The following is a 12,879-nucleotide window of genomic DNA, read 5'->3' on the forward strand; positions in this document are numbered from 1 at the left end:
TCTTCCCAAAAGGAGCCGAGCATGACCGAAATCCGTTTCCACGGCCGCGGCGGTCAGGGCACCGTCGTCGCCTCGAAAATCCTGGCCGACGCCATCGCCGCCGAGGGCAACTACGTCCAGGCCTACCCCGAGTTCGGTGTGGAACGGCGGGGTTCTCCCGTCGTCGCCTTCATCCGCATCGACACCACGCCGATCTACGACAAAAGCCGGATCTACGCGCCCGGCCATGTCGTCGTCGTCGACCCGACCCTTGTCGACGCCGTCGACGTCACCGAGGGCCTCCGGGACGGCGGGACGATCATCGTCAACAGCGACCGCAAACCCTCGGACTTCAAGTTCCCCGAAAAATTCAAGGTTCGAACCATCAACGCCACCGAAATCGCCGTCCGGAACAAACTGGGCAGCCTGGCCGCCCCCATTGTCAACACGGCCATCATCGGCGCCGTCATCCGCTTTCTCGGCCTGACCCAACTCGAATCCCTCGTCCAAGCCATCCAGGAAGGCATCCCCATCAAGCCGGAGGACAACGTGAAGGCCGCCCGGGAGGCCTACGAACAGGCGGGACAGGAGGCCTGACGCCATGAAATTCGAAAATCGAAAATCCGCGCAGCGGGTCGTATTCAAGTCGGAAAAGGACATGGCCCCCCTCGTCGTCTCCGTCGGCTCCCAATCCTTCAACAAGACCGGCGCCTGGCGGAACATCCGTCCCGTCGTCGAGCGCGAAAACTGCCTGCAGTGCGGCATCTGCTGGAAATTCTGTCCCGAACCGGCCATCCTCATCGAGGACGAATTTCCCGTGATCGATTACGACTTCTGCAAGGGCTGCGGGATCTGCGCCGAGGAATGCCCGGCCAAGTGCATCGTCATGGTCGAGGAGGAGAAATGAGAAAGGTCATCATGGGGAACCACGCCCTGTCCTACGGGGCGCTTCTGGCCCGATCCCAGGTCATCGCCGCCTATCCCATCACCCCTCAGACCCAGGTCGTCGAGCTGCTCTCCGAAATGTGCGCCGACAAGCGCCTGGACGCCAAGTTCATCAAGGTCGAGTCCGAACATTCGGCCATGGCCGCCTGCATCGCGGCGTCGGCCGCCGGCGCCCGGACGTTCACGGCCACCTCCGCCCAGGGCCTGGCCCTGATGCACGAGCTGCTTCACTGGGCGTCCGGAGGACGCCACCCCGTCGTCATGGGCAACATCAACCGGTCCATGGCTCCGGGCTGGAGCATCTGGACCGATCAGAACGACAGCCTGTCCCAGCGGGATACCGGATGGATGCAATACTATTGCTCGAGCAACCAGGAGGTTCTGGACACGGTCATCCAGGCCTTCAAGGTTTCCGAACAACTTCTCATTCCCAGCATGATTCTTCTTGACGCCTTCGCCTTGTCCCACACCTATGAAGTCGTCGATATCCCCGAGCAGAAGGAGATCGACGCCTATCTCCCGCCGTTCAAACCCCAAATCCGCCTGACTCCTTCCGAACCCCGCGCCTTCGGCGGCCTGACATCATCGGAACATTATTTCGAGCTTCGCTATAAACTGCAGAAGGATATGGAAATGGCGCCCGCCCTCATCGAGGAAACAGGAGCCGCCTGGGAAAAGAAATTCGGCCGCTGGATGGGACTTGTCGAGGACTACAAGTGCGCCGGCGCCGATCTCGTTTTTGTGACATCCGGAACGGCCGGTTACACGGCCCGCGTCGCCGTCGACGAACTGAGAAAAGAGGGCATCAAGGCCGGAAACATCCGGGTCAAGGTTTTTCGCCCCTTCCCCTTCGAGCGGATCCGCGAAATCGCCGGAAAGGCGGCCAAAGTGGCCGTCGTCGACAGGAACATGTCCTACGGCTGCCACGGCATTTTCCATCAGGAAGTCAAGTCGGCCCTTTACAGCGGGGATGTCCACCCGCCCGTTTTCGGCTTCGTCGCCGGCCTCGGCGGCCGGGATATCACCCTGGACTCTTTCCGTGAAATCGCCGCCCACACGCTCTCCCACAAACGGCCCGAAGACGACATCGTCTGGATTGGAGTGAAGAAATGACCAAGACGAAGACCATGAAACTGACCCTCCCCCAGGACGAACTCATGAGCTGCGGCCACCTGGCCTGCCAGGGCTGCGGCGCCACTCTGGCCATGCGCTATATGCTCAAGGCCCTCGGACAAAAGACCGTGCTCTGCATTCCGGCCTGCTGCTGGGCGGTCATCGACGGGGCTTACCCCCACTCTTCTCTGGATGTTCCCATTTATCACTGTGCCTTCGAAACCGCGGCCTCGACCGCATCCGGCGTCAAGGCCGGCCTGGACATGGTCGGCGAAACCGACGTGACGGTCGTGGCCTGGGCCGGCGACGGCGGAACCTTTGACATCGGACTTCAGGCCCTGTCCGGAACGGCCGAGAGAAACGACGACGTCATTTACGTCTGCTACGACAACGAAGCCTACATGAACACCGGAATCCAGCGGAGTTCGGCGACGCCTTACGGCGCCTGGACGACGACGACCCCGGTCAAGCATTTCAAGACACGGCCGAAAAAAGACATCGTCGCCATTATGGCCGCTCACAGGATTCCCTATATCGCCACGGCCAGCGTCTCCCATCCCGAGGACTTCTACAAAAAAATGATCAAGGCCCGGGACATCAAGGGCACCCGTTTCTTCCACGTTTTCGCCCCCTGCCCGACGGGCTGGAAGAGCCGCCCGGAAGACAGCGTCAAGCTGGCCCGGATGGCCGTCCAGAACGGGCTTTTTCCCCTCTACGAGATCACGGACGGAGAAAACTGGACGCTCAACCTCAAGCTGAAAGACAAGAAACCGATCATCGACTACATCCGCCTCCAAGGGCGTTTCCGCCATCTCGGCGAGACCGAGCTGCAGGCCATGCAGGATGAAGTCGACCGCAAGTGGAACAAGCTCCTCAAAAACTGCGGCGCGACATAAACACCATTCGGCTTCCCGCTTGCATTTTTGATCCTAGATACCCTATAATAATGGTGTGTATTAGAAACCGACCCTGTGAAGGAGTGGATCATGTCGATCAGCCGAACTCTCGCCGCCATCGCCGTCTTGGCCCTTGCCGCCGGTTTGACGCCGCTTGATGTCCGGGCGGAAGCCGCCCCGGATTTCTCACTGAAGGATCTCAAGGGACTGACTCATACCCTTTCGGATTACAAGGGCAAGGTCCTGTTCATCAACTTCTGGGCGACCTGGTGCCCGCCCTGCCGGGAGGAAATTCCGGACTTCATCGCGGCCTATAAGGAATATTCCGCCGAGGGCCTCGTGATTCTCGGAGTCTCCGTCGACCGGCTGTCACAGGCCAAGCTCGCCGATTGGGTGAAGATGGCCGAAATCAACTATCCCGTGACCTTCACCACGCCGCAGATGACCGAGCTCTACAAGCCGGGTCCCTACATCCCGGCGACCATCGTGGTCGACAAGACCGGCCGCATCCGCCACCGCCACGTCGGCGTCTTGAAAAAAGACGAACTCGTCAAGATCTTCAAGGAACTCGCGGCCGAATAGCCGCGAGGCCGGGCCGGAGGCCTCACCACCTGTAGACGATGGCCGCCCAGGTGAATCCCGCGCCGAAGGCGTCCAGGACGAGGATGCTGCCCTTGTGGAGTTTGCCCTCGGTGTAAAGCTCGTGAACGCCCAGAGGGATGGTGGCGACGGAGCAGTTGCCGTATTTGTGGATATTGACGAAGACCTTCTCCCGGGGCAGTTTCAGCCTGTCCCCGGTGGCCTCGATGATTCGGATATTGGCCTGGTGGGGGATGAGATAGTCCACGTCCTCTCTGCTTAAACCGGCCTTTTTCAGGGCCTCCAGAGCGGCCTCTCCCATCCGTTTCACCGCATGCTTGAAGACCTCGTTTCCCTTCATATGGAGAAAGTGCTTTCTGTCGGCCACGGTTTGAGCCGAGGCCGGCAGGCGGCTTCCGCCGGCGGGATGAGACAACAGGTCAGCCAGATTGCCGTCCGCGCCCCAGAAATAAGACAGCATGCCGGACTCATCCTCGCTCTCCTCGAGGACGACGGCGCCGGCGGCGTCGCCGAAGAGAACGCAGGTGTTGCGGTCCTCCCAGTTCGTCACCCGGGTCAGCATTTCCGGAGCCAGAAGAAGGATGCGGCGGGCCGCGCCGCTCAGGATCAGGCTCTCGGCCAGGATCAGTCCATACAGAAAACCGGTGCATCCGGCGGAAACATCGAATGCCGGGACGGGCGGACCGCCCAGGCCTTTCTGAATCCAACAGGCCGTCGAAGGGAAAATGGTATCCGGCGTATTCGTCGCCGTCAGAATGATATCCATATCCGTGATGGTCAACTTGGCATCGGCCAGCGCCGCCCGGGCCGCTTCGATTCCGAGGTCCGACGTGGCCTGATCGTCGCGGGCGATCCGCCGCTCCCGGATTCCGGTCCGGGTGACGATCCATTCGTCCGAGGTCTCGACCATTCTCTCAAGGTCGGCATTGGTCAGGATTTTTTCCGGAACGCTGATGCCCGAACCGGCGATCCTGATCTTTCGTCCATCCGCGCGCATTGTGTCGACTCCTTCAAAGTTTCAAGATAGCATACATGGTTTTCATTGGAAAATAAACCCGCCGATGATAAAATGCGACCGCCCATGACAAACACGCTGAGAATCCTCATTTTTCTCCTGATCTGGGGCATGGCGCTCGGAAGCCCGGTTTTCGGACAGCTCATCGTCGGTCAGTATGAAGAGGAAGCGCCGCTCGGAACGTGGAACGCCCCGGGAGCTTTGAGCGCCGCCGCGCTCGGCATGGGCGGCACGGCGACGGCCCTGGCCTTCGATACAACCTGCCTCGTCGCCAATCCGGCTCTTCTCACCCGGCTTCCCCGCTTTTCGACCGCGGTGAGCGGGTCGAGGACATCGGCCGCTCTGTTCCGCTACGGACTGGTGAACACCGGAGTCCTGGACACCTATGAGAACCCCGTCGCCGCCCGGAACAGCCTGGATTTTGCAGGTTTTTCTTTCCGGGCCGGCGGATGGACGGCCGGGTTCTCCGTTCATAGCGGCGAGTGCTATGACCGCCCGCCTGTCGATTACAGCTACCAATTCGAGGGGCGTCCCCTGTACAACCTGAAAGACCGCCAGAGCGGCTTTTTGCGGATCGGGACCTTCGGCCTGGCCCGGCGCCTGGGGCCCTCGATCGGCGCCGGCCTGACCCTGCATGTCGCCCAAGGAACCCTGGAGAGGGAGTTCGAGGAACAGTGGATCTATTCGAATGTTCGGATCACGGACGAAAGAAACCGGCGGTTCGAGGGTTTTTCGATGACGGCGGGAATGACATACGACGCAACCCGGTCTCTCACCCTGGCTCTCGTCGCCAGTCCCCCCTCGACTTTGAACGCCCGAAACCGCAGCCTCCTGCGTTACGAAGCGCCGCTCGGACGCACGGACATCCGCATCGCCGCCGACGCCGAGGACAAAATCCGCCGGCCGTGGCGGGCCGGCGCGGGGGCCGCCTTCACCCCGTCCTCAGTCTTCAGGCTGGCCGCAGAAATCGCCGTCGCCGGCTGGTCCGCCTACCGCATCCGGTCGTTCGGAGAGAGTCTTGAAAGATCGTTCCGCAACACGATGACGGTGCGGCTCGGCGGAGAATACCGGATCTCCCAGCGGATTTTCGGCCGGTCCGTCTTCATCCCTCTGCGGGCCGGGGCGTTTCTCGATCCGCAACCGATGAGGGAGCCTCGCTCGACTTATGGTCATCTGACTCTTGGGTCAGGGCTCGAATCCGGTCCTTTTCGGGCCGCCTTCGCCTTTTCCATCGGCCGCGAACGAGGCTCCGGCCATTCCCTCTCCGTGGCCCGGGGCGCCCTGTCTCTGGGATATGAGTGGGGAGACGGACGATGAGAACGGGCCGAAGACCGGTTTTGCCGATTTTGCGGACCGCCGTCCTTTTGATTCTCTGCCTCCAGCTCATCCCCTCGCCGGCCCCGCCGGACCACCGGGCGATGGAAATCGTCGCCGTCGAACCGGCGGCCGGAATGCGCGCCCGTCTCGCGGGACTCGGCCTCGACCCCCTCATGGAACATGAGGGGCGAATCTTCGCCGTGGCCGGACCCGCAGCTATCGCGGCTCTCATCGGGGAAAACATCCCGTTTTCCCTGGAGACCCACCGCTTCCCCGAAGCCCGCGGCGGCCGCATCGCCGTTGCCGGAGGTCTGAACGGCGCCTTCCATTCCTATGCCGAAACGGAGGCCCGTCTCAAGGACTTGGCCGCCGCCCACCCCAACCTGGCGCGCCTTCATGTCATCGGCGAAAGCCTTGAAAAGCGCCGGATCTCCGCTCTGCGAATCGGAACCGGCATTCAAGACAACCGGGCCAAACCCGCGGTTCTTTTTCTGGGCTGCCATCATGCCCGGGAATGGATTTCGGTCGAAGTCCCCCTTCTCTTCGCCGCTCATCTCCTGGAAAATTACAACAGCGATCCGGATATCCGCCGCCTGCTCGACCGGGTCGATGCCTGGATCGTCCCGCTCGTCAACCCGGACGGACTTGAATACTCCATCCGCGTCTACCGCTACTGGCGGAAGAACAGACGGGCCAACGGCGACGGAAGTTTCGGTGTGGATTTGAACAGGAACTTCGGCTTCCAATGGGGACTCGACAACCGCGGCTCCAGCCCCTCGCCCGCCTCAGACGTCTATCGCGGAACATCGGCCTTCTCGGAACCGGAAACGTCCGCCGTCCGGGATTTGTTCCTCCGGCACGATTTCCGGGCCGTCGTTTCCTACCACAGCTACTCCCGGATCATTCTCTATCCCTGGGGGTTCGCCGATCTGCCGACCGAGCGCGACCTCGAAATGGAGCGGATGGCAGCCGACATGTCCGCGCTGATGGCGCCCGTCAACGGACGCGTTTACGACTACGGGCGGGCGTCGGCATCGCTGTATCTCACCAACGGGGACACGACGGACTGGACGTTCGGGACGCGCGGCGTCCCGTCCTTCACCTTCGAACTTCCTCCCGTCGACATCCTCGGCGGCGGATTTTTCAACGCCGAAGCCGACATCATCCCCATTGTCAACGAGAACATCCCGGCCATGTTCTACCTCTTGTCCTACGCCGCGACCGATGAGGCTTTTCCACCGCGCCGGGGAGACGAAGACCGGGACGAAAACCGGAAAAAAAAGGGTTTGACAAAACGGGACCCCCGGAGCTAACCTGAAATCCCCATGTTCGCAACACCCGTCCTCACCGCCCCCTCCGCCCGGATGATCGAAGACAGCATTTCCAAGGAGGGGCTGCCCTTCTGGGCGTTTTATCTGCTTCTCAGCATCATTCTTCTTCTCCTCATCTTCATCTTCCTTCGCGACAAGGACCTGCGACGGCGTTTGAGCGCCTTTCTCTCCCGGGCCCGGAGAAAAATGATCCGCTTCCGCCTGTCTCTCAAGATTAAAAGAGAAAAACACGCCTGCGCGGATCTGCGCAAGGACCTGGGGAAAAAAATCTGGGCCGAAGGCCTGCCCATCGAGGGAACGGCCGACATCCGGGAGCAACTCAAAGCTTACGACGCAGAAAAGAGCCTTCTCCAGAGCACCTGGCAAGAGACGTGTTCCCGCATCGAATCCCTGACGAAAGAGGCCGAAGCGGAACGCACCCGCGCCGGCGGCCTGATCGAAGAGCGGAAGACCGCCATCCGGGAACTCGAGGAAAAAATTCGGGCAACGGCCGCCGCGGCCAAAAAGGAATCCGGAGATCCCGGGGAATCGGAAGAGTCGCTCCGCCTGAAGACCATCCTCGGCGAGATCCGCGTCATTCAGGACGAGGCCGAAAAAACGGCCGGCGGATTCGCCGCAAATATCAAGGAGCTCGAAAAAGAACGCGACCGCATCCAGAAAAATATCATCGATCTGCGCCGCCGCACCAAGCCCCTGTTCGAGAGCCTGGGCCGGGCGGCCGACAAAACCCGTCCAGCCTTCAAGGACCTCGGTGTCATCTATTTCCAGCTCGACAGCGTCCACAACGCCATCAGGGAACTTCAGCAAAAAATCGACAAACTCCGCTAGCATTTTGACCCTCCGGGCGAGCCGATCCGGCCGCATCTGCTGCTTGAGCTACGTCGAGCAGGCTGCGACGAAGCCGGAATGGTCGGATAGAGTTTTCACGCACAGTTTCGGAGCCGGGCTGGACGGGATGAGGATCGGCGGCTACAATGGCGGCATGGAAAGGCCGCGCATTCTGCTCCATGCCTGCTGCGCTCCGGACGCCCTCTATGTCGCCGGGATCCTGGCCGGAGAATACGCCGCCTGCCTGTACTTCTACAACCCCAACATCCATCCCGAAGACGAACACGATCTGAGGCTCCGTGAGACGGAAAAGGCCGCCCGGATCCTGGGCGTCCCCATTTTCGTCGAGCCCCCGGACGCCGCACGATGGTTCGATCTGACCCGGGCTTTCCGAAACGAGCCGGAGAAAGGCCGGCGCTGCGACGTCTGTTACGCCGTGAGGATCCAAAAGACCGCGCAAAAAGCCTCCGATCTCGGGATCCCCGTTTTTACAACCGTCATGTCGCTCAGCCCCTGGAAAAAGGCCGCCGTCATCAACAGGATCGGCCGCATGTTCGCCGCCCGCCACGGCCTCACGTTCCTGGAGGCCGACTTCAAGAAAAAAAACGGCTTCCATCACAGCGTCGCCCTGAGCCGGGAAAAGGGGATCTATCGTCAGAATTATTGTGGCTGCCTGTTCAGCCTCGAGGCGGCGCGCTGCCGGGGCGCCGGGGGAGCGACGGCATGAAAGACGGCCGGGCGGAGAGAATCCGGGTCTCCGGGGTCATTCAGGGCGTCGGGTTCCGGCCTTTTGTCTTCAGAGAAGCGGAAGCCAGCGGCCTCAAGGGTTGGGTGAAAAACACGGGAGACGGCGTCGAGATCCATGTCGAATCCCTGAATCCCCGGGCCGTCCCGGATTTCCTCGCCTCTCTGGAAAAAAACCAGCCTCCCCTTTCGAAGATCGAAACGCTGTCCCATGCACCCGCCGCCTTCCGCGGATACCGCCATTTCCGCATCCTCAAATCGAAACCAGGCGCCGGCGTCGTTTTCATTTCCCCCGATATCGCGACCTGCGCCGCCTGTCTGGAGGAAATCCGCGATCCGGCCGAGCGGCGCTTCGGCTACGCCTTCACCAACTGCACGGACTGCGGGCCGCGCTATACCATCGTCCGATCCCTTCCTTATGACAGACCGGGAACGACCATGGCCCGGTTTGAAATGTGCCCGGACTGTGCCCGGGAATACGGCGATCCTCGCGACAGGAGATATCATGCCCAGCCCATCGCCTGCCCGGCCTGCGGGCCGCATCTGACCCTGAAAGACGCGCGAAGCGGCCGCCGCATTCCGGGAGGCCTCGAGGCCGCGGCCGAACTCATCCGGAAAGGCCGCGTTCTGGCCGTCAAGGGCATCGGGGGCTTTCATCTCATGGCCTCGGCCTTCGACCGGACCGCCGTGCGCCGCATCCGGGACATCAAGCAGCGGAAAAGAAAACCCCTGGCGCTCATGGCCCCGGATCTCGAAACGGCCGCCCGGGCGGCCCGCATCGGCCCCGAGGAACAAGCCCTGCTTCTCTCGGCGCGCCGGCCCATCGTCCTTCTCCAAAGCCGCGGGACTCTCCCGCTGATCGCGCCGCATCTCCGTGAAGTCGGCATCATGCTCCCCTACACGCCCCTTCACGCCCTCCTTCTCGAAAAGACAGGGCTTGTCGTGGCCACAAGCTCCAACCCCAAGGACGCCCCGATCATGACGGAAGAAAAGGAGGGCCTGGCCGATTTATGCGACGCCGTCCTCAGCCACAACCGGCCGATCGCCATGCGCGCCGACGACTCCGTGCTCAAGGCCTCCCGGCGCGGGACGCTGTTCGTCCGCCGGGCCCGGGGATATGTCCCTTCCCCTCAGGCCGTTCCCGAATTCCTGAAATCGCGGAAGACCATCCTCGCCCTGGGCGGCGAATTGAAGGTGGCCGTCTCTCTCTATAAGGACGGCTCGGTCGTCACCAGCCAGTTTCTCGGAGATCTCGACGACTACAGAAATTTCCGCTATTTCGAGGAAACCGTCGACCACCTGAAGGCGCTGTTCGGAGCGGCTCCCGACATTGTGGTCAGCGACCTCCATCCGGACTTTCGAACGACGCGTTACGCCCAATCCCTGGGCCTCCCCCACCTTCAGGTTCAACATCACTTCGCCCATGTCCTGGCACCGCTGCTCGAACACGGCATCCAACCCCGGGGCCAAGTTCTGGGGGTCGCCTTCGACGGTTACGGTTACGGCCCGGGCGGAGAAGCCTGGGGCGGCGAATTCCTGCTGGCCGACTACACCGCCTATGAACGATACGCTCATCTCGAAGACGTCCCCCTGCCCGGAGGGGACCTGGCCGCCCGGCAGCCCTGGCGGATGGCCGCCTCCTACCTCCAGAGGGCCTACGGCGACGCATTTCCCCGAGAGGCACTAAGGGGCGTGGGACGGGCCAAAATAGAGGCAGTTGCGGCCCTGATGGCCAGCGGGCGGCCGGACCTGAAGACATCGAGCTGCGGGCGCCTGTTCGACGCCGTTTCCTTTCTCTGCGGTCTTGCCCCGATGACGCTGGAGTACGAGGCCGAAGCGGCCATGCGCCTGGAAGCCGCGGTTTCAGGTCAGACCCGGGGTCGATATCCGGTCGCCATCCGGCGCCGCGAACGGCCCCTCACCGCCTCCTTCCGACCGATGATTCGCCGCATCCTCGAGGATCTCGGCCGCGGCGTCTCGGCAGCCTGGATCGCCGCGAAATTTCACGAATCCCTGGCCCGCTTGATCGTTCGCATCGCAGAGACGGCCCGGAAGGAGCGCGGGGTGGAGATTGTGGTTCTTGTCGGTGGGGTCTTCCTGAATCGGGTGCTCCTCGAACGGACGGAAACTCTTCTCGAACGGAACGGGTTTCGCGTCCTGCGGCCGGTCCGCTATTCCCCCAATGACGAATCTTTGTCTCTCGGGCAGGCTGCCTTCGCCCTGGCCCGGGCTATTCCTCCGGCATCTTGCCCGTCCGGAATTTGATCCCTCCGGACAGGGACAGAATGCCGTTCAGGATTCCGGCCGCGATCCATCCCAAGACTCCGGAGGCCGCAAATCCGGCGATGCCGCCGGCGGCGGCGAAGAGGATGCCGCCCAGGAGCTTGCCCTGAATGTCCTTCAGGAATTCCGGGAGGGCGCTCGACAGGGCCGGGAAAAACGTCGTCGAGCCGGCCAGAACTCCGGCCATTAGCCCGAAAAAAGCCCCGGCCGTCCCGGCGACAAGGGCCAAAGATATCGGATGGACGGATTTCAGAACGCGGACGCTCTCCTCCTCGGCGAAGTCGCCTTCGCCTGTGACGCGGCCCAAGTTTTCAAGAAGTCCGTCGGTATCCGAAAAGGAATCGATCCGATCCTCGTCGTCCGCGCCGTCGACCAAACCGCCGCACCTCTCACAGGCTTCGACGTCCAGATCATTCTCCAAACCGCAATGAATGCAGATGGCTTTCCCTTCACCGGCGGAAGGGGGATGGGACGGCGTCCACTTGCGGCCGTCGAAGACGTACCATTTGCCGGTCTGAACGCCGATCATCCAGAACCGGCCCTGATCGTCCCGGACCCGCAGCTTTTTGAGGCTTTCGATGAACTCCTGTTTGGTGATCTCTTTATTGCGAAACCGGCGCTTCATGCGGGCGAGCGCCGTCTCGACATTTCTGAATTCATCGGTGTTCATGAATCTTTCCGGTATTATATCAGGAATGACCCGGGCCCGGAAAGGAAGTGTCGTTTTTTTGTGCATTCCGTCATATCTTCATGACTGCCTTGATTTTTTGCCTGGAAAAAGCCCCTTTTCCACAACGATTTTCACACGAACTGTGAATATTTTTCGGCCTAGAACAGACCGGTTTGCCTCAAAAGAGAAAGACCGCTGAATCCCTTGATCGGATCGGGAACGAATGTCACAAGAAAAACCAGAATGAGGAGAAACGCCGTCAGCCGCCGGCCCGGGGTCAAAGGGATATCCTCATCGAGAATCCGGGGGTGCTTGAGACCCAGCATGAAGATGACCAGAATCCAGACAAACCAGCCGAGCCAGAAAAAAACCCCCATGACGAACAGGACCGCGGGGAAGACCCTGGCTGCCCGAAGGGACTTTCCGCCGAAGGCCGCATAGGCGATATGGCCTCCGTCCAATTGACCCAAAGGGAAGAGATTGAAGGCCGTGACCAGCATCCCCACCCAACCGGCGAAGCCGATGGGATGAAGAACGACATCGTGCGCGGGAGGAATCGGGCCCAGGACAAGCCCGGCGACAAACTTGAGGATCAGGGATTCCCCGAAGACGATGGCTTCCTCCCGGGGGAGGGCGGGAACGACTTTCGACAGAGCCAGCCCCACAAACAGAGCCGGCAAGGCCAGAGAAAAGCCGACAATCGGTCCGGCCGCCCCGATATCGAAGAGTTGGCGTTTGCGCGTGATGGGCGAGCGGATTTTGATGAAGGCGCCCAGGGTGCCGACAAGCGTCGGCGCGGGGATGAAATAGGGCCAGGTGGCCTCGATGCCGTAGCGGCGGCAGGCAAGATAATGGCCGAGTTCATGACCGACCAGGATCCCCAGGAGAACCACGACATAAATCGCGCTGAGAACAAGGACGGAACCGTCTATAAGAGACCGGATGTCCGTGGGCCCGGAATCGAGCGCCATGTTTTGGGCATGAAAGAAACTCACGCTCCATGTCAGGCCGACTGCATAAGTCGATAGAACCGTCAGAATGAACAACAGGATATTGAGTCCGCGGCGGGCGATGAAAGGCTTGGTGTCCATGGTCTTCCGGCCAAAAAAAATAGGAGTGAGGGGCTCACTCCTATTTAAAATCGGATGAGGGGTTGGC

13 protein-coding genes are annotated in these 12,879 nt (G+C 61.4%); 10 read left to right on the plus strand and 3 right to left on the minus strand.

The features are described from left to right. The first annotated feature begins 21 nt into the window (after nucleotides 1-21). The 5 genes from SCM96_11140 to SCM96_11160 all read left to right on the plus strand — a co-directional run bounded on the left by SCM96_11140 (nucleotide 22) and on the right by SCM96_11160 (nucleotide 3,515). Nucleotides 22-576, plus strand: coding sequence for a 2-oxoacid:acceptor oxidoreductase family protein (locus tag SCM96_11140; protein MDW7761177.1), 555 nt, complete (start codon nucleotides 22-24; stop codon nucleotides 574-576). A gap of 4 nt (nucleotides 577-580) precedes the next feature. Continuing rightward, the gene (locus SCM96_11145) at nucleotides 581-886 is read left to right on the plus strand and encodes a 4Fe-4S binding protein (protein ID MDW7761178.1); all 306 of its coding nucleotides are present in this window, start codon (nucleotides 581-583) and stop codon (nucleotides 884-886) included. Continuing rightward, nucleotides 883-2,037, plus strand: a complete 1,155-nt coding sequence (locus tag SCM96_11150) for a transketolase C-terminal domain-containing protein (GenBank protein MDW7761179.1) — start codon at nucleotides 883-885, stop codon at nucleotides 2,035-2,037. Before SCM96_11145 ends, SCM96_11150 begins: the two co-directional genes overlap by 4 nt. Beyond that, nucleotides 2,034-2,933, plus strand: coding sequence for a 3-methyl-2-oxobutanoate dehydrogenase subunit beta (locus tag SCM96_11155; protein MDW7761180.1), 900 nt, complete (start codon nucleotides 2,034-2,036; stop codon nucleotides 2,931-2,933). Before SCM96_11150 ends, SCM96_11155 begins: the two co-directional genes overlap by 4 nt. Nucleotides 2,934-3,023: 90 nt before the next feature. Then, on the plus strand, nucleotides 3,024-3,515 hold the full coding sequence (locus tag SCM96_11160; protein MDW7761181.1) for a TlpA disulfide reductase family protein: 492 nt from the start codon (nucleotides 3,024-3,026) through the stop codon (nucleotides 3,513-3,515). A 22-nt stretch (nucleotides 3,516-3,537) separates the two neighbouring features. Here SCM96_11160 and SCM96_11165 read toward each other — a convergent pair whose 3' ends face one another. Then, nucleotides 3,538-4,530: a beta-ketoacyl-ACP synthase III gene (locus SCM96_11165; GenBank protein MDW7761182.1), complete on the minus strand. Its 993-nt coding sequence runs from the start codon at nucleotides 4,528-4,530 to the stop codon at nucleotides 3,538-3,540. A gap of 84 nt (nucleotides 4,531-4,614) precedes the next feature. On the opposite strand from SCM96_11165, the gene SCM96_11170 reads away from it, so the two are divergent. Genes SCM96_11170 through hypF form a run of 5 tightly spaced genes read left to right on the plus strand, consistent with a single transcriptional unit; the run spans nucleotide 4,615 to nucleotide 11,033 of the window. Next, a complete protein-coding gene (locus SCM96_11170) occupies nucleotides 4,615-5,865 on the plus strand; it encodes a hypothetical protein (protein ID MDW7761183.1) in 1,251 nt (416 codons plus the stop codon). Beyond that, a complete protein-coding gene (locus SCM96_11175; GenBank protein ID MDW7761184.1) occupies nucleotides 5,862-7,178 on the plus strand; it encodes a M14 family metallopeptidase in 1,317 nt (438 codons plus the stop codon). Before SCM96_11170 ends, SCM96_11175 begins: the two co-directional genes overlap by 4 nt. A 12-nt stretch (nucleotides 7,179-7,190) precedes the next feature. Further along, nucleotides 7,191-8,024 carry a hypothetical protein gene (locus SCM96_11180; protein ID MDW7761185.1) on the plus strand — a complete coding sequence of 278 codons (834 nt, stop codon included), beginning with the start codon at nucleotides 7,191-7,193 and terminating at the stop codon, nucleotides 8,022-8,024. A gap of 43 nt (nucleotides 8,025-8,067) precedes the next feature. Next, nucleotides 8,068-8,751: an epoxyqueuosine reductase QueH gene (locus SCM96_11185; protein ID MDW7761186.1), complete on the plus strand. Its 684-nt coding sequence runs from the start codon at nucleotides 8,068-8,070 to the stop codon at nucleotides 8,749-8,751. Further along, on the plus strand, nucleotides 8,748-11,033 hold the full coding sequence (gene hypF, locus SCM96_11190; protein ID MDW7761187.1) for a carbamoyltransferase HypF: 2,286 nt from the start codon (nucleotides 8,748-8,750) through the stop codon (nucleotides 11,031-11,033). The genes SCM96_11185 and hypF overlap by 4 nt, the downstream gene beginning before the upstream one ends. Here hypF and SCM96_11195 read toward each other — a convergent pair. Further along, entirely contained in the window at nucleotides 10,999-11,721 is a 723-nt protein-coding gene (locus SCM96_11195) for a hypothetical protein (GenBank protein ID MDW7761188.1), read from the minus strand. The two genes, hypF and SCM96_11195, sit on opposite strands and share 35 nt — an antisense overlap. Nucleotides 11,722-11,879: 158 nt before the next feature. Further along, on the minus strand, nucleotides 11,880-12,812 hold the full coding sequence (locus SCM96_11200; protein ID MDW7761189.1) for a site-2 protease family protein: 933 nt from the start codon (nucleotides 12,810-12,812) through the stop codon (nucleotides 11,880-11,882). Nucleotides 12,813-12,879 lie beyond the last annotated feature (67 nt).

Source organism: Acidobacteriota bacterium, assembly GCA_033549365.1.
Classification (GTDB): domain Bacteria; phylum Acidobacteriota; class Aminicenantia; order Aminicenantales; family Saccharicenantaceae; genus JAWSUF01.

Excerpts from the sequence above, each read along its gene's own strand:
- SCM96_11165 (MDW7761182.1), bottom strand. The coding sequence starts at position 4,530 with ATGCGCGCGGATGGACGAAAGATCAGGATCGCCGGTTCGGGCATCAGC.
- SCM96_11170 (MDW7761183.1), top strand. The coding sequence starts at position 4,615 with ATGACAAACACGCTGAGAATCCTCATTTTTCTCCTGATCTGGGGCATG.
- SCM96_11195 (MDW7761188.1), bottom strand. The coding sequence starts at position 11,721 with ATGAACACCGATGAATTCAGAAATGTCGAGACGGCGCTCGCCCGCATG.
- SCM96_11200 (MDW7761189.1), bottom strand. The coding sequence starts at position 12,812 with ATGGACACCAAGCCTTTCATCGCCCGCCGCGGACTCAATATCCTGTTG.
- SCM96_11155 (MDW7761180.1), top strand. The coding sequence starts at position 2,034 with ATGACCAAGACGAAGACCATGAAACTGACCCTCCCCCAGGACGAACTC.
- SCM96_11180 (MDW7761185.1), top strand. The coding sequence starts at position 7,191 with ATGTTCGCAACACCCGTCCTCACCGCCCCCTCCGCCCGGATGATCGAA.
- hypF (MDW7761187.1), top strand. The coding sequence starts at position 8,748 with ATGAAAGACGGCCGGGCGGAGAGAATCCGGGTCTCCGGGGTCATTCAG.
- SCM96_11145 (MDW7761178.1), top strand. The coding sequence starts at position 581 with ATGAAATTCGAAAATCGAAAATCCGCGCAGCGGGTCGTATTCAAGTCG.
- SCM96_11150 (MDW7761179.1), top strand. The coding sequence starts at position 883 with ATGAGAAAGGTCATCATGGGGAACCACGCCCTGTCCTACGGGGCGCTT.
- SCM96_11140 (MDW7761177.1), top strand. The coding sequence starts at position 22 with ATGACCGAAATCCGTTTCCACGGCCGCGGCGGTCAGGGCACCGTCGTC.
- SCM96_11160 (MDW7761181.1), top strand. The coding sequence starts at position 3,024 with ATGTCGATCAGCCGAACTCTCGCCGCCATCGCCGTCTTGGCCCTTGCC.
- SCM96_11175 (MDW7761184.1), top strand. The coding sequence starts at position 5,862 with ATGAGAACGGGCCGAAGACCGGTTTTGCCGATTTTGCGGACCGCCGTC.